The sequence below is a fragment of the Rhodococcus sp. Ni2 genome, assembly GCF_021352185.1.
GTDB classification, from domain to species: Bacteria; Actinomycetota; Actinomycetes; order Mycobacteriales; family Mycobacteriaceae; genus Rhodococcus_F; species Rhodococcus_F qingshengii.
In genome coordinates this window covers 861,828-879,573 of sequence record NZ_WOXZ01000002.1, presented here as the reverse complement: position 1 = coordinate 879,573, position 17,746 = coordinate 861,828, and the positions used below count along the sequence as shown (strand labels likewise).

At 63.3% G+C, this 17,746-nt stretch carries 11 protein-coding genes; 7 read left to right on the top strand and 4 right to left on the bottom strand.

The genetic code is table 11. From position 1 onward, the window contains the following. Position 1: 1 nt before the first annotated feature. From GN300_RS17640 to GN300_RS17625, 4 genes are all read left to right on the top strand, one after another. Entirely contained in the window at positions 2-2,437 is a 2,436-nt protein-coding gene (locus GN300_RS17640; RefSeq protein ID WP_063314854.1) for a LuxR C-terminal-related transcriptional regulator, read from the top strand. 111 nt (positions 2,438-2,548) lie between these two features. After that, positions 2,549-3,799, top strand: a complete 1,251-nt coding sequence (locus tag GN300_RS17635; RefSeq protein WP_063314855.1) for a hypothetical protein — start codon at positions 2,549-2,551, stop codon at positions 3,797-3,799. Between the two features lie 109 nt (positions 3,800-3,908). Continuing rightward, positions 3,909-5,249, top strand: a complete 1,341-nt coding sequence (locus tag GN300_RS17630; protein ID WP_042452237.1) for a S1 family peptidase — start codon at positions 3,909-3,911, stop codon at positions 5,247-5,249. Positions 5,250-5,474: 225 nt separating this feature from the next. Next, entirely contained in the window at positions 5,475-6,785 is a 1,311-nt protein-coding gene (locus GN300_RS17625) for a S1 family peptidase (RefSeq protein WP_054187117.1), read from the top strand. 79 nt (positions 6,786-6,864) lie between these two features. Here GN300_RS17625 and GN300_RS17620 read toward each other — a convergent pair whose 3' ends face one another. Continuing rightward, positions 6,865-7,515: a glycine zipper family protein gene (locus tag GN300_RS17620; RefSeq protein ID WP_003943407.1), complete on the bottom strand. Its 651-nt coding sequence runs from the start codon at positions 7,513-7,515 to the stop codon at positions 6,865-6,867. A 359-nt stretch (positions 7,516-7,874) separates the two neighbouring features. Here GN300_RS17620 and GN300_RS17615 point away from each other — a divergent pair, with 359 nt between their 5' ends. Further along, positions 7,875-11,030: a (Fe-S)-binding protein gene (locus GN300_RS17615; RefSeq protein ID WP_063314856.1), complete on the top strand. Its 3,156-nt coding sequence runs from the start codon at positions 7,875-7,877 to the stop codon at positions 11,028-11,030. A 173-nt stretch (positions 11,031-11,203) separates the two neighbouring features. On the opposite strand, the gene GN300_RS17610 is transcribed toward GN300_RS17615, so the two are convergent. Both GN300_RS17610 and GN300_RS17605 read right to left on the bottom strand, forming a co-directional pair. Next, entirely contained in the window at positions 11,204-11,659 is a 456-nt protein-coding gene (locus tag GN300_RS17610; RefSeq protein ID WP_003943690.1) for a hypothetical protein, read from the bottom strand. 45 nt (positions 11,660-11,704) lie between these two features. Further along, positions 11,705-12,883: a DUF6745 domain-containing protein gene (locus GN300_RS17605; protein ID WP_063314857.1), complete on the bottom strand. Its 1,179-nt coding sequence runs from the start codon at positions 12,881-12,883 to the stop codon at positions 11,705-11,707. Positions 12,884-13,128: 245 nt separating this feature from the next. Between GN300_RS17605 and GN300_RS17600 the strand changes: the two genes are divergently transcribed. Then, positions 13,129-14,061, top strand: coding sequence for a hypothetical protein (locus tag GN300_RS17600; protein WP_063314858.1), 933 nt, complete (start codon positions 13,129-13,131; stop codon positions 14,059-14,061). On the opposite strand, the gene GN300_RS17595 is transcribed toward GN300_RS17600, so the two are convergent. Then, the gene (locus GN300_RS17595; RefSeq protein WP_063314859.1) at positions 14,051-15,991 is read right to left on the bottom strand and encodes a prolyl oligopeptidase family serine peptidase; all 1,941 of its coding nucleotides are present in this window, start codon (positions 15,989-15,991) and stop codon (positions 14,051-14,053) included. The two genes, GN300_RS17600 and GN300_RS17595, sit on opposite strands and share 11 nt — an antisense overlap. A gap of 76 nt (positions 15,992-16,067) precedes the next feature. Between GN300_RS17595 and GN300_RS17590 the strand changes: the two genes are divergently transcribed. Next, complete coding sequence (locus GN300_RS17590) at positions 16,068-17,321, top strand: pyridoxal phosphate-dependent aminotransferase (protein ID WP_003943683.1); 1,254 nt, start codon at positions 16,068-16,070, stop codon at positions 17,319-17,321. Positions 17,322-17,746: the final 425 nt, after the last annotated feature.

Genomic DNA, 17,746 nt, shown 5'->3' with positions numbered 1-17,746 from the left:
GATGAACCGTGACAACGGCACCGAATCGTCGTTCATCGCAGGACTTTTGCGCGACGTCGACCTGACTGCATCGCCACTGCGCCTATTCGTCACCGGGACCGATGCCAGCGCTCGGCCCCAAGTGACGAGGGTTGTACGGAAGCGAATCGAATCGGGTGACAAGCCCGTGGTCACCGCAGTCACGCATGACGTCCCCGCCGACGCGATTGTGGTGATCGCGGACGCGCAAGCTCTGACCTCCGATGAAATCCGTGCCCTGAAAGAGCTTGTCCAACGTGACGACCTCGGAGTTGTCGTAGCCTCCGATCGGATCGATCCACCACTCGCACCGATCTACTCGAACATCTCGAGTTTCGGCACCGTGTTGCATCTGAACCCGTTGAACCGAAACGATATTCGGAAGATCGCGGCCGAGCGAAGAGTCCCGCTCGACGACCGCGCCGTGGTGGCGCTCGAGCATCTGTCCGGTGGTTCCTTCGGGGCGATCGAAGCGTACTTCGCCGCCGCCTCGGAAGGCCGCCTGGAAATGCCGAACGCCATACGCACACACATCCTCCACCAGGTCACCGCTCTGCATCCGATCGAGCGCGAGATCCTCGAAGTTTCACTCGCCGTCCCGGACATCGACGCCTTCGAGCTCGATCTGGGACAGGAGAAGTTCAGCCTCACAGCTGCATTCGACCGGGCACTGGCGACCGGACTGTTCGGTTCGCGATCACCACTCGTCGCGAGCGTGCTCGCCGAGTCGACGAGCACCGGGCGTATCCGCAGCGAGCTGATCAGAATCGTCGAATCACGCGCACACACGAGAACCCTCGATATCGACGCAGCACGAAGACTTTTCGACTCCGGAATCCGCCACCGCGATCTCACGGGTGTACTACGAGACGCCGTCGAGGCGAGCACGCCGGCGGTCGCGGCAGATCTCTTTCGCCGCGTGAATTCGATCGAGCCTCTCGGCGTGGCCGACACGCTGCTGTACGCCCAGGTCTCGGCTCGCAGTGGTGACCTCGACACTGCCTGCCGTCTGGCCGATTCCGTCATCGCCGCACCCGATCTCGACGACGCGAGATTGGCTGCGGCGGTGCGAATCCGCGCAGCTTCGTCCGCAGCATGCGGCCAACTCGGCGCCGCTGCAGATCTCTACACCTGGCTGGGGCCAGGGCGCACCGGAAACGAATCCCCCTTCGTCGCAATCACTTTCCTCGGCATCGGCAAGGTCGATGACGCGAACGCCGCGCTCACCGGACACACCGGATCACCGTCGAGCTCGACGGTCGGCGCTACCACACTGGCCAACGGACTGATGCAATCGGTCACCGGGAGCGCGCCGAGTGCGCTCAACACGATGTCGCGCGCACTCTCGCTCCCCGGCGGAGCCGACACATCTGAATTCCAGCCTGATTCCGCCCCGGCGCTGGTAGCTCTTGCACTCCTGCACAACGGCGCCCATGAACGGGCCGCCGCTGTCGTCACGGCCGCGATCGCCGCCGACGACGCAAGCAGCCACACGTGGGCGCGACTTCACCTTCTCGGCGCCTGGATCGCGATGGTCCGCGGGCAGGACACGATTCTCGAAGACCTACCGCAGGAGGTAGTCCGCGGCCCCCTCCGTGAGCGTGACGCACTGTTTCTGCATGCTCTGATCGTGGGTCTCGCTCGGCGTTCCGGCGATCTCGCCCAGCTGCGTCGAGCTTGGTCGGGCGCGGCAGGCACCCTCTCGTCCTGCAGCGTTGATCTGTTCAATCTGCTTCCCATCGGCGAACTGTGGCTTGCGGCAGTACGGCTCGAGGAGACCGAGCAGGTCGAGCATCTCGTCGACGACGCGCGCTCACTCCTCCGCGCGCTCGGCGAGCCGCCGCTGTGGTCGTCGCCGCTGCATTGGTACGGCGTCCAGGCGTCGATCCTCTCGCAGTCGCCGGCCGATCTCCTCCCACACGCCCATACACTCGCCGAATCAGCCAAAACTCACACTTACGCAGCCGGTTTGGCGATCGCCGGACGCCAGTGGCTCCTACTGATGCAAGGCAACGTCGACGCAGACGGTGTCGAAGCCGCCGCACGAACGCTCAGTCGGATCGGACTCCCGTGGGACGCCGCTCGCCTCGCCGGCGAAGCAGCGCTGCGCACCCCGGACACCAAATCGGCCACGGCACTGCTCCACGTTGCGCGCTCGCTACGCACAACGTCGACGGCCGAGACAAGTGCAACCGATACCGCCACAAGTGCGGCGCCACCGTCGGTGTTGACCGAGCGCGAACAAGAAGTTGCCGAACTCGTCGTCGTCGGACTGACGTATCGGGAAATCGGCGAACGCCTCTACATCTCCGCTAAAACCGTCGAGCACCATGTCGCACGGATCAAGCGGCGCGTCGGGGCGCAGTCTCGTTCGGAACTGCTCACCATCCTTCGCAGCATGACACCGCCGAACAAGTAGTTAGCTGCATATTGTCCAGAGGGTTGCGTATATCCGTTTAAGTGATAGTTTTCACAGGAATCAGGACATGCCTGCCGAGCAAAGTTCGGTAACTGTGAAACGGGGATCGCTATGAAGTGGGGAGTCGGACTCGCCGTCGGCAACAAACGAAGCATTGCTGCGATCGCGAGACCTGACTCGGAGCTGGTGACCCTCGAACGCGAATCGGTTCTGCACCACGCCCCCGACGGCACCGTGCAGCTAGGCGGAACCGCGGCGGGGTCCACCGGGTTGCGCGGGTTCCTCGACAGGGTCGGCACCGACGATACCGACAACTTCTCCGAGCACATGACGCGAGGGGAGGAACTGGTAGCGACAGCGATGTATTGCCTGGTCAAGGAAGTCCGAACACTCACCGATCAGAACCTGAACATCTCTGCGGTGATCCCCGCGGGTTGGTCGAGCGATTCCGTCGACGTACTGCGCGGCGCACTCGACAGCATGAATCTCGACGGCGTCGAACTGATTTCAGAAGATGAAGCCTCTGCGGCTTGGCTCGCGGATCCTGACGCCGACGACCGTGCTGCTCGCGGAGCCGCAGCGTTGGCCGCACCCTTCTCGATCACCTCTACCTGTCCCGAACCCCAGCCAACCGATTTTGCCGAGCCAGAGGACACCCCCGAAGAGTTTCCGCCGTTCGTTCTGATCGAACCGGAGCCGGAATCCGGCGTGGAGGCACCGGTCACGAAAGAACCGAGCATCGACGGTTGGCTGAATCGCCAGTGGCGCTCGGAGCGCCGACCGATCATCGCCGCAGCAGCCGCCGCAGTCTTTCTGACGGTGTCGGGTTGCGCGGCCGCGGTCATCATCGGACACACTCCGACCATTTCAGCACCCAGGATTCTCGACGCACAATCTTCCCTGTCCCCCGGGACGGACACAGCTGCCACCCCGACGAGTTCATCCGGGACAGGCACGCAATCAGCGACCTCACCTCCACCGGAAGTACCCGCTCTCGGCGCGCAGCCGACGGCGCAGTTGTGGGCATCCGAAGCAGAATCGACCTCATCCGAATCCCAGCCCATTCCGGTGAGTCCGGGCACCGGTACAGAGAAATCCACTACGGCGAACGTCCCCGCGCAACAGGGATCGCCGATCACCATCCAGATCGATCCCCTTCGGATCGAGAACCTGCCGCCGGTCGTCGGACCGCTGGATCCGGTCGATCCGGATACCCCGGACACTCCCGCCGTGACCGACCCCACTGATACACAGACAACGCCGACGCAGCCGTCCAACCCGACCGACACAACCGATCCGGTGGTTCCGAATCCCGACATGCCCGTCATGCCATTGGCCCCGAGACCCGGAATGCCAAGTTAGACAGAATAATTCGACTTGCCGACAACAGGCACATATTCCTCGTCGAAACTTTTCCCCTATGGTGGGTGCGGTACCTACCGGCTCGGTGCCGGGGACTTGAAGGGATTTCATGCGTAACTCGTTGGCGATCCGCACCGCTGTGGTCGGCGCCTCGGCACTACTGCTCGCAGCTCCATTCACCACGACGGCATCGGCAGAGCCCGCCTCCGACACGCATGTCGAACAGCTCGGGGCAGATCAGCTTCCGGCTGAGCTGGTCGAGGCGATCACACGCGATCTGAAGATCTCCCCACAGGAGTATCTGGACCGCGCTGCCAAAGCTCAGGAACTCGGTGCATACGCCCAGGAATTCAAGTCCGAGCGCCCTGGCGACTACGCCGGCTCGTGGATGGGACTCGACGGTCAACCCGTCGTAGCCGTCACCACCACCGAAGCTGCACGCATCGCGGCCGACGACGGTTACCGCACGCACGTCGCCCCCGTCTCCGCCGACACCCTCGAGAAGACGCTGGCCGACGTCAACGGATGGATTGCCGGGCTGCCCAAGGAAATCTCACGCGCGGTCAATTCGGCGACTATCGACGTCCTGAACAACCAGGTCGTCATCGACGTCGCGAACAGCCCCGTCGGGCAGGCGCTCAATCTTCCGACCCTGCTCGAGAACACCAAGATCGTTCTCAGCCCGGACGGTGGCGGATCGGTTGATCCCGGAGCACTCGGCGGCGACACCTACATCACGTCGACAGGCCCCATTCGCGAGACACCGACCGAGAACATCTCGGTCTGCTCGTTCGGGTTCAACGCCGTCGACGATCAGAACAATGCTCTCAATATCAGTGCCGGACACTGCAATCCGGCCGAGGGTTCGAAGTCGCCCGTCTACCTGCCGAATCACGCGAACGTCGACGACAGTCAGTTGATCGGAGCATTCTCACAGTCTTCCGTCGGCAACAACGCCGGCGATCTCGATTACTCGGTCATCAAGTTCGACCAGTCCGGCATCGACGCGGGCCTCGACCGTGCTGCCGTCCGCGGTGCCAACGGGACCACCCTCGCGATCACCGGAACAGCACGTCCCGTGATCGGCGCTCCCATCTGCAAGTCCGGCCAGACGTCGTCCTTCACCTGTGGTGTCGTGGCAGCCGATCGCGTCGAAACTCAACTGGTCATGGCGGACGGTGATTCACGAACCGTTCGCGGATTCGCCGGCACCGCGTGCACCCTCGCCGGGGACAGTGGCGGCGCCATCGTCTCCGGAACCTTGGCTCTGGGCATCACCAGCGGCTCCAACAGCAGCGGAGCACCCAGTTGCAACGAAGCGAACCTGGTACTGGCGACCTCCGGTGGAACCTCGAATCTGGGTATTCCGGTCGGAGACATCCTCGACGCGGCAGATCGCGCTTCCGGTGGCGGTGTCGGTGCCGGAATCCGCGTCCGCACTGCAGGTTGACCAACCACTGATTCACACACTGTGCCCGCCGATCCGTTTCGCGATCGGCGGGCACAGTGCTGTTGTCGGTCGGGGTCAGCGCTGTCTGCTCATGTAACGGGTGGGAATAGCGCGTTCGAACCCATATAGTCATGGTCGACTGTGATCGGCTCACCACAAGTCCGTGAGCCGTATCCGTGTGCTCCCAGGGGGGTGGTACGCGGTCAACGAAGTGGAAAGGCCCACATGCGAAGCTCCATCGCACGTCGCGCCGCAGTGTTCGGTTCGGCCGCGCTGCTGCTCCTCGGACCGATTACCGCGGTCGCGAACGCAGAACCGAACGAATCCGGGGTATCCGATCAGGCAGCCCATCTGCCCGTCGAACTCGCCGAAGCCCTACAGCACGACTTGGCGCTGACGCCCGACCAGTTCGTCTCGCGTTCCGAACTCGCGCAGAAGCTCGCGGAGTTCGCCGCCATCGCGCGCGTCCAGTTTCCCGACTCTTTTGCCGGAGTGTGGCTCGACGACCTCGGCAAGGGCATCGTCGCTCTCGCTGACGGTCGCGACAAGGATGCTGCCCGCGAGGCCGCCGAGAAGGCCGGTTTCGAGGTCAAGGACGTCGCGCAGAGCGAGCAGGCTCTGCAAGGTCAACTCTCGGCACTCAACACCTGGCTCGATTCGCAGCCTGCCGAGGTCGCAGACCTCGTGCGTGGCATCGCCGTCGACGTCGTCGGCAACGGAGTCGCCCTCACCGCCGATCCTGCCGCCGGCATCGAATTGCCAGAGTTCCTGAAGCGGACCGTCGTCCATACCGCTGCTCCGCTACTGGTTCCCCCGATCGTCGCGGACCTCATCCCCGCAACCGGATCCGCAACCGGCGACGCTGCACTGGGCGGAGACGCCTTCGGCGCAACCTCCGGTAACACTGGACTGCGTTGTTCATTCGGCTTCAACGGCACCGACGGTTCAGGACGCACAGTCAACATCAGCGCCGGTCACTGCGATCCCAACCGTGCCGCTGCCGGCACCTCGAACTCCAGCCAGGTCTTCCCGATGGTGAACAACCAGACCGGGCCCCGCGTCGGGTACTTCGCCAAGAGCAGCTTCGACGGGCGCGACTACTCGATCATCAACATCGACGACAACGCGAAGTACCGCTTCGAGAACAACAGCGTGCGGGTCCCGTTCAACCGCTCGGTCAACATCACCGGTACCGCCGATCCTGTCGTGGGCGCCCCGGTCTGCAAGGCAGGATCGACCACAGGCTTCAGCTGCGGCGTCGTCACCGGCGTCAACCGCGTCGCAAAGGTTTTGGATCACACCCTCGACAACGGCTTCACCACCAACATCTGCGTCCTGCAGGGTGACAGCGGTGGCCCGATCGTCTCCGGAACGTTGGCAGTGGGCATCACGAGTGCGTCCAACGTCGCCACCTCTCCCCTGTGCGAGATCGCTCAGGCAGAGACACTGTTCGGGCAAGAAGCCCCGACCCAGTACGCGACGCCGATCAACGACATCCTCGCCGCCAACCCAGGCCTGAAGGTTCGCGACTACTGATCACACGCATTCCTCGAGACAGCAAAACGGGCGCCACACCTTCTGAAGGTGTGGCGCCCGTTTCGGCGTTCGTGACGTTCTACTGGAAGAGAGTTGTTCCAGCCGGAGCGTTCAGAACCTTGATCAGGTCCAAGCCCGCGACGACGGCGGTTCCGCCGCCGGCGAGGATGGTACCGGCGACTCCACCGATACCGGCCCCTGTGACCATGCCGGGCAGGCAGCCGACGACCAGGCCGGGCAGACCCACGATACAACCGATGACCGCCCCGACGATCGTGCCGGTGAGGCTACCGATCTGCGTGGCAAGCCCGAGCTGTGACTGGAACTTCTCGATTGCCTTCTGATCCTCGTCAGGCGAAGCAACCGGGGTGAACTCGGCAGCGACCGGCTTCGGCTTGGAGCTGGCCGGGTCCAGGTTAGGCTTGAGGGTGAGGGTCTTGCCGTCCTCACTGACGGTCTCGTCGAACGGGAACTGAACGTCGCCGAGGTTGAACGCGAGCGGAAGGCTCACGAGAGTTGCGCCCTGGCTGTTCTGCAAGTCGACGTGAGTTCCGTCGCCCGAGACCCGGAATGCTCCGGCGTCGATGGTGGTGACAACGGCCTGGTCGACGACCTCGGCGGTGTACGAAACGTCGGGTGACGTCTCCGGAGCTGCGTAAGAAGTACCTGCAGCGATGCCCGTAGCGGCAATGGTCATCGCTGCGACGGCCGCAGCTTTTCGAATGAACATTTTTGATCCTCCCCGGGATCGGGCGGGCGTCAGTCGATGACTCACACCACCCGTTTCCCCTGTGCGTGACGGGCGTAACGATAACAGCCGGTCGGTTGTTCTCACCTGCTCGGAACCCGACTTAGGGCTGCCTGACAGATGGACACCTGACGGGCACCGCCTAACGTGACGACCAGACATGTCTGCGTCTGGCCCAGCCCGTCCGACGCAGAAGATCGATCTCTCCAGGCCACGAGCGGTTACCAGCCGGTACCTACAGGCTGGTAATGCTAGTTACTGGCGGGTAACATAACGCAGGTTAGTATCAGTGGGCTGTCCCGAGGTGGCCGACGCGTCGCCCTGAAACGAAAGGCCGCGACATGAATGCCCTGACGATTACGTTGGGCACGATTGGTGCTCTGCTGAGCTTGGTGTGTTGGTACATCTTCCTCTCAGGCGCGCTGAGGATGTTCAACACCGTGCGCATCGGCCAGTCGGCACCCGATCGATGGCGCCCGTTCTTCCCTCGCTTCAAGCAGATGATCATCGAGTTCATCGCGCACACGCGCATGAACAAGTTCCGCAGCGTCGGCTGGGCCCACTGGCTCGTCATGGTCGGCTTCCTCGGTGGGTTCCTGCTGTGGTTCGAGGCCTACGGCCAGACGTTCAACCCCGAATTCCACTGGCCCATCTTCGGTAACACGTGGGCGTGGCACCTGTGGGACGAGATCCTCGGCCTGGGCACCGTCATCGGTATCACCACGCTGATCGTGATCCGTCAGCTCAACCACCCGCGTCTGCCCGCGCGCCTGTCCCGTTTCGGCGGCTCCAACTTCAAGGCTGCCTACGTCATCGAAGGCATCGTCCTGCTCGAGGGCCTGGGCATGATCATGGTCAAGGCAGGCAAGATCGCGACCTACGGTCACGCCAACCCGTGGACCGACTTCTTCACCATGCAGGTCGCGAAACTGCTTCCCGCCAGCCCCGTCATGATCTCGGTGTTCGCATTCGTGAAGCTGATGACCGGCATGATCTGGCTCGCGATCGTGGGCCGCAACATCACCTGGGGCGTCGCGTGGCACCGCTTCTCGGCGTTCTTCAACATCTACTTCAAGCGTGAAGACGACGGCACCGTCGCGCTCGGCGCAGCAAAGCCCATGATGTCCAAGGGCAAAGTCCTGACGATGGAGAACGTCGACCCCGACACCGACACTCTCGGCGCCGGAAACATCGAAGACTTCTCCTGGAAGGGCTGGCTGGACTTCACCACCTGCACCGAGTGCGGGCGTTGCCAGTCCCAGTGCCCTGCTTGGAACACCGGAAAGCCGCTCTCGCCCAAGCTGCTCATCATGTCGCTGCGTGACCACGGCTACGCCAAGGCCCCGTACCTGCTCGCTGGTGGACGCAAGGACATGGGCGGCGACGAGATCGGTCTCGTCGACAGCGAAGGCAATGTCAAGGAAGCCGCACTCGCAGCCATCCCCGAGGCCGCACGTCTCGAGGCCGACCGCAAGCTCGTCGGTGAAACCGTCGAAGGTGAGATGGCCCCGGTCATCGACGCCGAAACCTTGTGGAGCTGCACCAACTGCGGTGCCTGCGTCGAACAGTGCCCCGTCGACATCGAACACGTCGACCACATCATCGACATGCGTCGCTACCAGGTCCTGATCGAATCGGAGTTCCCCTCCGAGCTCGCCGGCCTGTTCAAGAACCTCGAGAACAAGGGCAACCCCTGGGGTCAGAACTCCAAGGACCGTCTCAACTGGATCAACGAGATGGACTTCGAGATCCCTGTCTTCGGCAAGGACGCCGACAGCTTCGAGGACTACGAGTACCTCTTCTGGGTCGGCTGCGCCGGCGCCTACGAAGACCGTGCCAAGAAGACCACCAAGGCTGTCGCCGAACTCCTCGCCACCGCGGGAGTGAAGTTCATGGTCCTCGGCGCCGACGAAACCTGCACCGGCGACTCCGCACGTCGTGCCGGCAACGAGTTCTTGTTCCAGCAGCTCGCGATGCAGAACATCGAGATGCTCAATTCGGTCTTCGACGGTATCGAGCAGAAGAAGCGCAAGATCGTCGTCACCTGTGCGCACTGCTTCAACGCCCTCGGCAACGAGTACCCGGAGGTGGGCGGCGACTACGAGGTCGTGCACCACACTCAGCTGCTCAACCGTCTGGTGCGCCAGAAGAAGCTGATCCCGGTTGCGTCCGTGAGCGAAGACGTCACCTACCACGACCCGTGCTTCCTCGGACGCCACAACAAGGTTTACGACGCTCCCCGTGAACTCATGGAAGCCTCAGGCTCCAAGCTCGTCGAAATGCCGCGTCACGGCGAACGTTCCATGTGCTGTGGTGCCGGTGGTGCTCGCATGTGGATGGAAGAGAACATCGGCAAGCGCATCAACGTCGACCGCGTCGACGAAGCGCTCTCCACCAACCCCAAGAAGATCGCCACGGGTTGCCCGTTCTGCCGCGTCATGCTCACCGACGGCGTCACTGCCCGCCAGGAGCAAGGCCAGGGCGAAGGCGTCGAGGTCGTCGACGTCGCGCAGCTGATGCTGAACTCCGTCACTCGTCTCGATCCCGCCCAGCTCGGCGAGAACATCAAGGTGATCCCACGCGAGAAGGCACCGGTCGCTGCTGAGGCAAAGGCCGAGACCGTCGAGCAGGATCGGGTCGCCGAAGTCGAGGAAGCTGCCGCGACTCCGGAAGCCAAGGCTGCACCGGCAGGCAAGGGTCTGGCCATGAAGGGCCTCGCCAAAGCACCAGGTGCAAAAGCTCCCGGTGCCAAGGCACCCGGCAAGGGGCTCGGAATGGCCGGCGGGGCAAAGGCTCCCGGCGCCAAGAAAGCGGCTCCCGCCGCAAGCGCGGAAGCTCCCGCTGACGAAGCTGCTGCACCGGCAGCACCTGTCGCAAAGCCCAAGGGTCTCGGCTTGGCAGGCGGGGCCAAGGCTCCCGGCGGCAAGGGACTGCAGATGAAGGGCGCCGCCAAGGCACCCGGAGCAAAGGCCGCTGCCGCGCCGGCAGCGGAAGCTCCGGCTGCTGAGGCTGCTGCACCCGAAGCTGCTGCACCCGTCGCCAAGCCGAAGGGTCTGGGCCTGGCGTCCGGCGCCAAGGCACCCGGCGGCAAGGGACTGCAGATGAAGGGTGGGGCCAAGGCTCCTGGTGCAAAGGCTGCTCCTGCTTCTGAAGCACCTGCTGCTGCTCCGGCAGAGGCTCCGGCTGCACCGGCAGAGGCTCCGGCCGCCGAGGCGGAAGCCCCGAAGGCTCCGCCTGCTGCCAAGGCCGGCGGACTCGGATTCAAGTCGGGCGCAAAGGCTCCCGGTGCCCGGAAGGCAGCTCCCGCTGCGGCCCCGGCGCCGGCTGCAGAGGCCCCGGCTCCCGAGGCCGAACCTGTGAAGGCAGAACCCGCTGAAGCGCCTGCTGAGGCGTCCGCACCCGCGGAAGCTCCGGCGCCTGCTGCCGCGCCGCCCGCCCCCAAGGCAGGCGGACTCGGATTCAAGGCCGGCGCGAAGGCTCCTGGCCGCAAGAAGTAAGCGCACCACACGCGAATGCCCTCACCGTCACGGTGAGGGCATTCGTGTTTGTGCGGGAGCCTTTGCCGACCGAGCACCCTTTCCCTCGACCCGACACACCGTCCAGCACACGGAAACCGGTGCTCGCCCTGTGCAAGTGGTGCTCACTCCCCCGCCAACTCGAGGCCGGCGTGTCAATCGGCGACAAGCATCACCGCACCGCGCGCACGCCCGACGCCCCTTTCCTGCTGCCGGCCGATGACGTATCGTCCCGGAGCGATGCCGGTCGCGCCGTGCTCCGGGTGGATGAGGTACGCGGTCACTCGGGTGTCGAGCATGCCGAGTGCAAGGCCCCGAGCATCTTTCACCGGCGTCGACCACGTGCACTCCCCTTCGTCTGCAACCAGACTGTGGGGGTTCCCTCCCGCCGCACTTCGCAGCAGTTCCACGCCGGAGAGCGGCACTCTCACAGAGCGTGTCCATGGCAGAGGCGCCACGATATTTGCGAGCAGCGAAAACGGGATCACGATGAGATCGCCTTGCGCCTGAAGTCCGTCGATCACAGGAATGGACACTTCCTGGTCCAGGTAGTCGAAGACATCGAGGCCGGTGAGGCTGGTGAGAGCGGACAAGGTCATGTTCGAGTTCATAAGTATCACCCAAGGTTTGAGGATTGAGGGTAGAGGGTTCGAGATTCAGGTTCGACGAACGAGACGGGAATAGTCGGTACCGGTGATGCCGTAAGTCCATCCGGCGGCATCCAACGCGGAGGTAAACCATCCGGGTACGTGAAGGCCGTATCGACGCCGATGCCCGTCGCGTTCGAGAGAACCGTTGACCGCGAGGAGAATCCGTCCACTTCGACCCCAGCCCTCCGGCGACGCGTAGAGCTGCAGCAGGCAACCGGCGTTACCGGGATCGTCGGTTTGGTCGACCAGTGTCAGGCCCGCCAGCTCGATGTAGGAATCCCACCCGATCCGCTCGATTGCACATCGACGGATCTCTACATTGCGCTCGTGTGCGATGCGTTCGGCGGTGGGGTCGAGCACTACCCAGTCTGGAACGATCGCTCCGTGTAGAACGAACGCCTGTGTACCGTCTACGAATTCGATTGCGGGGGAATCAGAATGATGCAAGCGCCGTGCTCCCTGCGCGCTGCCCGGAATCGGTTCGGCATGTAAGGCGGTGGGTCGTTCCGCCATGATGCACACGTCGTCGAACGCCCACCACCACCCGGTCGAGTCGGCCAGTGCGGTCTGCACGTCGAGGAGTTCACGGTCTTCCGAGCGGAAAGTCGCAAGACCGAATCGATGACATGTGTCGTAGTACGCGATTCGATGTGCGTCCTGCTGCCCGTACCAGGTCACTTCCCCGGCCACCGGAGTCGACATCGTTCGTATCGCAGCTGCGACGCCGTCGAACAGCGTGGTGTGCAACGATTCCCAAATGGACGCCCTGATCAAGCGCTCCCCCTGCCGGCGTTCCATCTGCCAGCCAGTTCTCCGACATTCGATTCGCGCGTCCATGCGTCGGCGCGATGCCGCAAACATGCTCGCGATATACCCGGAAGCGCAGTCGAGGCCGGTGCCGTCCAATGACATCTTGGTCGACAGTCCTTCGGTGACGATCAGGTCCGAACCAGCAGACGGCGACGGGACCCAGACGAACTCCGGTTTCGGGAGCCCGGAGCGCCGATACAGTTGCGCGACAGAGGCTTCTGCGGTGGTTCGATCAGCAGGACGAGTACACAATCCGCGTTCGAGCCATACGTCGCGGATCTTTTCCAGGGCCAGACTGTCTTCATCGAAGAGATTGAAGTTCTCGGGCAATGTCGCTCGATGTGATGCCGACGAGCGAATCGGTGCGGCGCTCACGCGACGGTGGCGGTGTCCGCCTTTCCTGTAGTCATAGTTGAACAGCCTGGCACGCGAACGCTGCGGACGCAAGGGTTTCCTAGAGCGCGACACCGGGAACCTGCCACCGTTTCCCCATACCGAACACCCTCTCCAGCGACGCGAAACCGGTTCGAACTGTGGACAAGTGGTGTTCACTCACGGCTATCCACACCCCCGGGGTCACGGCTTCCTTTCCAGCGCCGGGCACAGCAAGATCGATCGACATGGGGGAACAGACACATATCATCCGCAGGCCGGACCAACTGTCGATCGGTCGCACCGATGCCGAGATCCGACAGGCCTGCGCTAGTGGAACCTGGGCCAGAATCCATCGTGGTGCGTACGTGGACAGCGGCCACCTGTCCCGCCTCGACGCATACGGACGACATCGATTGCGGGCAGAGGCCGTGGCCTGCGCCGCTTCACCCGGTGCCACTGTCAGCCACGTCTCGGCTGCGGTTCTGCACGGTTTCGAACTCTGGAACACTCCGCTCGAGGTCGTTCACCTGTCCCGGAACCGGCGAGGTGGTGGCCGAAAGTCCGCTCGACGTCACGTGCACTCGACATGGCTGGCGGACAACGAGATCACCGAAGTCGATGGGCTGCGCGTCACGACTCCGGCACGAACTGTTGCGGATCTCGCGAGGACACTCACTTTCGAACAGGCTCTCGTCGTGGGCAATTCAGCGTTGCACCGTTCAAGGTTGCCCAAGGACGCGGTTGCAGCATCGCTGGCACTCAGCCCGAACGATCCGCGCCATCGACATGCGCTCCACGCGCTCACCGCGATGGACTCCCGTATCGAAAGCGTCGGTGAATCACGGAGCCTCGCATTGTTCCTGCACGAACACTTACCGCTCCCCGAACCCCAGGTCGACATCCACGACCCTCGAGGGTTCGCCGGCCGCGTCGACTTCCTGTGGCGTGAGCAGCGCACCATCGGAGAGTTCGACGGCCGCGTCAAGTACGGCCGACTGGTGCCCGCCGGTCGCAGCCCCGAGGACACGCTCTGGAACGAGAAGCTCCGCGAAGACCGACTCCGTGACGCAGGGTGGGAGGTCGCGAGGTGGACGTGGGCCGACCTGTCGACCCCGTCACTGGTGGCAAGTCGGATCCTGGCGGCCTTCGCGCGCAGCCACGGGGCCGTCAGCTACTGATCACAGGCTTCCACAGCTCGATCGTCGGAATGCCGGGTGGAGTGAATCCGAGCACCTGCCCGTAGAAAGACAGCTCGGCGTTGCGCGAGCTGATGATGGTCGACTGCTTGCGGAATCCGTGAGATTCACCCTCGTAGGCCAGGTACGCGTGCGGAATGCCCTTGGCCACCAGAGCATCCCGGAATCGCTCCGCCTGCGAGGGTGGCACGATCGGATCGTCGAGACCCTGGAGAAGCAACACCGGGCAGTTCAACCCGTCGACGTTGTTGAGTGGAGCACGTTCCGCGTACAGGTCGGCAGATTCCGGCAGCGGGCCGATCAAACCGTCGACGTAACGCGATTCGAAATCGTGAGTTTCCTGCACGAACAGGTCCAGTTCGGCCACGCCGAAATAGGAAGCACCACAAGCGAACACGTCGGACGTCGTCAGTGCGGCCAGAACGGTCCAACCACCGGCGGATCCGCCTTCGATGGCAAGGCGGGCCGGATCGGCAAGCCCCTGCTCGGCCAACCCGTTGACGGCGGTGACGACGTCCTGCACGTCGACGACACCCCACTGACCACGCAATCGATTACGGTACTCACGTCCGTAACCGGTCGACCCGCCGTAGTTCACGTCGACGACGCCGATTCCGCGGCTGGTGAAGAAGGCGTAGACGAGGTTGAGGGCCGGTGCGACGTGCGCCGTCGGCCCACCGTGAACAAACGCGACATACGGCGGTCGTTCATCGTCGAGCCCTTTGTATCGCGGACTGCGCGGCGGATACGCAACGGCGTGAACTTCTCGCCCGTGTCCGTGAGCCACGACGGCTCGCGCTTCCGGAAGGTAGGCAGACTCGGGCAATTCTTCGACCGACGAACGGATTTCGGTGAGTTCGCCGGTACCGAGGTCCAGTTCACGTAGCGCGCCCGCCAGTTTCGCGCCTCCCGAGATGAGCAGTAACCGATCGTTGCGAACTTGCATGAGGCCGATGCTGGTGACACCCGGGGTCGCGATGTCGCGCAGTTCCCCCGACGCCGGGTCGAGTACCGCCAGCGTGTCGGTTCCGACGGTGCGTGCGGTGAGAAGGTGCCCGTTGCCGAGTTCGACGAACCAGCGCCCACCGAAGCGCCACTGCGGGCCACCGAAATCCGCGTTCACCGGGCAAATCGGGCTGATCTTGCCGCCGACGCGATAGATGTTCCACCAGCCGCTGCGATCGCTGATTGCGTAGAGTTCGTCGTCGGTGATCCACTCCGGCTGCAGGACGGACTCTTCAAGTCCGCCGATCAGCACGGAATACGCCTGAGCGACGCCGTCGACGAGTGGAGCTACCCTCAGTTCGGTACCGTCCCAGGGCATTTGCGGATGGTTCCATGCGATCCAGGCGATCTTGGTTCCACTCGGCGAAAGCCTCGGTGACGAGAGGAAGTCCGAGCCGCCGACGATCGAGCGGATGTTGCCGGAACCGTCCAGCGGAATCGCGCAGATATCGCGAGTGATCACCCCGTCCTCCGCGTGCGCTTCCCGAACCGCCCACACCTCGCCGTTCACGATCTGCAGGTCTGCGTATCGCAATGCGGCCGGCGACGCCGGTTCGGGCGTCAGAGCCCGTGGAGTGACTCCTTCGAGGATGTACACCCGTTGATCGGAGAATTCACTGAAGACCAGTTTTCCGGACTCGGTGACCGTCCAGGCGCCACCGCCGTACTCGTGAACCCTGGTTCGCGCGTTCCACGGCGCGGGGAGGATGTCGACGGGTTGGTTGTCGAGACCAGATCGACGGATCGAGGTCCGACCACCCTCGGTCGGACGAAGTTCAGCCCACCAGATCTCGTCACCGACGTATCGTCCACCCTCGACAGGATGCCCACCTGCAGCCAGATCAGCTGCTCCGATCGGAGAAGTCCACGATCCGTACGGGGCTGCAATCTGCTCGCTGGGGGTCATCGCTCGACAATAGCCAACGGGGCGTGCGACACGGTCCCCGACAATGCACTTGCACAGTGGTGGAATCATGTAACTCGTGAGCACACCAGAACCCGTCCGCCACCGTCAGCCGCAGCGCGAGCTGGAGCAGTCGTCGAAGCTCCAGAACGTCCTGTACGAAATCCGTGGACCGGTGCACGCGCATGCCGCCCGGTTGGAGGCGGAAGGACACCGGATCCTCAAGCTCAACATCGGCAACCCGGCACCGTTCGGATTCGACGCCCCCGATGTGATCATGCGGGACATGATCGCCGCCCTGCCCTATGCACAGGGCTATTCGGAGTCGAAGGGCATTCTGTCGGCGCGGCGCGCAATCGTGACGCGTTACGAGCTGGTTCCCGGCTTCCCCGAGCTCGACGTCGACGACATCTACCTCGGCAACGGTGTTTCCGAGCTGATCACGATGACCATGCAGGCCCTCCTCAACAACGGCGACGAGGTTCTGATCCCAGCACCGGACTACCCCCTGTGGACTGCGATGACGAGCTTGTCCGGAGGGACGCCCGTCCACTATCTCTGCGACGAGGCCAACGACTGGAATCCCGATATCGCCGATATCGAATCCAAGATCACCGACAAGACCAAGGCTCTCCTCGTCATCAACCCGAACAACCCCACGGGTGCGGTGTACTCGATGGAGGTTCTGCAGCAGTTGGTCGATCTGGCACGCAAGCATCAGCTTCTGCTGCTCGCCGACGAGATCTACGACAAGATCCTCTACGACGACGCCAAGCACATCTCGCTGGCAACACTTGCCCCTGATCTGCTGTGCCTGACGTTCAACGGCCTCTCGAAGGCCTACCGCGTCGCCGGCTACCGCTCCGGCTGGGTGGCGATCACGGGCCCGAAGGATCACGCGGCCGGCTTCCTCGAGGGACTCGATCTCTTGGCGTCGACCCGTCTGTGCCCCAACGTCCCCGGACAGCACGCCATTCAGGTCGCCCTCGGCGGTCACCAGAGCATCGAAGACCTGATCCTGCCCGGCGGCCGCCTGCTCGAGCAGCGCGACGTCGCTTGGGAGCGATTGAACATGATTCCGGGCGTTTCGTGTGTGAAGCCTCGCGGCGCGCTCTACGCGTTCCCTCGTCTGGATCCGAACGTCTACGAGATCCACGACGACGAGAAATTGGTTCAGGACCTGCTTCTCCAGGAGAAGATCCTGATGGTTCAAGGCACCGGGTTCAATTGGCCGAATCACGATCACCTTCGGATCGTCACCCTTCCGTGGGCCCGAGATCTCGCCGTGGCCATCGAGCGATTCGGCAACTTCCTCACCAGTTACAAACAGTAGATTCTCACGCTGAATCCGGCTGAAATCGAGTAAACAATTCGTTGTACAAATGCCCCGTAAACGTAAAACTGCGGGGCATTTGTGCGACCTTGGTCACATTTTTCGCAAACCATGCGGTTTGATTGACTCTTTAACTATTTAGTGACCTGCCCCGATGTGAAAACGGTCCAACCGGTACGTGATTCGTTGTGAAATTGGTAGTTGGACAACGCGCCAAATCGGTTTGAAATTGGGTACATTAGTTAGCAGCACTTCGGTGCCGCGAGCACCTGGTATCCCTCCCCCCCCTGTGGATACCAGGTTGGTGGCGGGGACAACCCCCCCTGTTCCCCGCCACCCAGCTCGACCAATCCCAGTTTCACAACCCCTCATCGGTAGCACCGGTTTTCGCCGACTCTGCCTTGAAGCGACACTGCCTTTCACCG

What these genes read in the sequence shown, in the direction of transcription:
- GN300_RS17640 (WP_063314854.1), top strand. Translation starts at nt 2, where the DNA reads ATGAACCGTGACAACGGCACCGAATCGTCGTTCATCGCAGGACTTTTG.
- GN300_RS17635 (WP_063314855.1), top strand. Translation starts at nt 2,549, where the DNA reads ATGAAGTGGGGAGTCGGACTCGCCGTCGGCAACAAACGAAGCATTGCT.
- GN300_RS17630 (WP_042452237.1), top strand. Translation starts at nt 3,909, where the DNA reads ATGCGTAACTCGTTGGCGATCCGCACCGCTGTGGTCGGCGCCTCGGCA.
- GN300_RS17625 (WP_054187117.1), top strand. Translation starts at nt 5,475, where the DNA reads ATGCGAAGCTCCATCGCACGTCGCGCCGCAGTGTTCGGTTCGGCCGCG.
- GN300_RS17620 (WP_003943407.1), bottom strand. Translation starts at nt 7,515, where the DNA reads ATGTTCATTCGAAAAGCTGCGGCCGTCGCAGCGATGACCATTGCCGCT.
- GN300_RS17615 (WP_063314856.1), top strand. Translation starts at nt 7,875, where the DNA reads ATGAATGCCCTGACGATTACGTTGGGCACGATTGGTGCTCTGCTGAGC.
- GN300_RS17610 (WP_003943690.1), bottom strand. Translation starts at nt 11,659, where the DNA reads ATGAACTCGAACATGACCTTGTCCGCTCTCACCAGCCTCACCGGCCTC.
- GN300_RS17600 (WP_063314858.1), top strand. Translation starts at nt 13,129, where the DNA reads ATGGGGGAACAGACACATATCATCCGCAGGCCGGACCAACTGTCGATC.
- GN300_RS17595 (WP_063314859.1), bottom strand. Translation starts at nt 15,991, where the DNA reads ATGACCCCCAGCGAGCAGATTGCAGCCCCGTACGGATCGTGGACTTCT.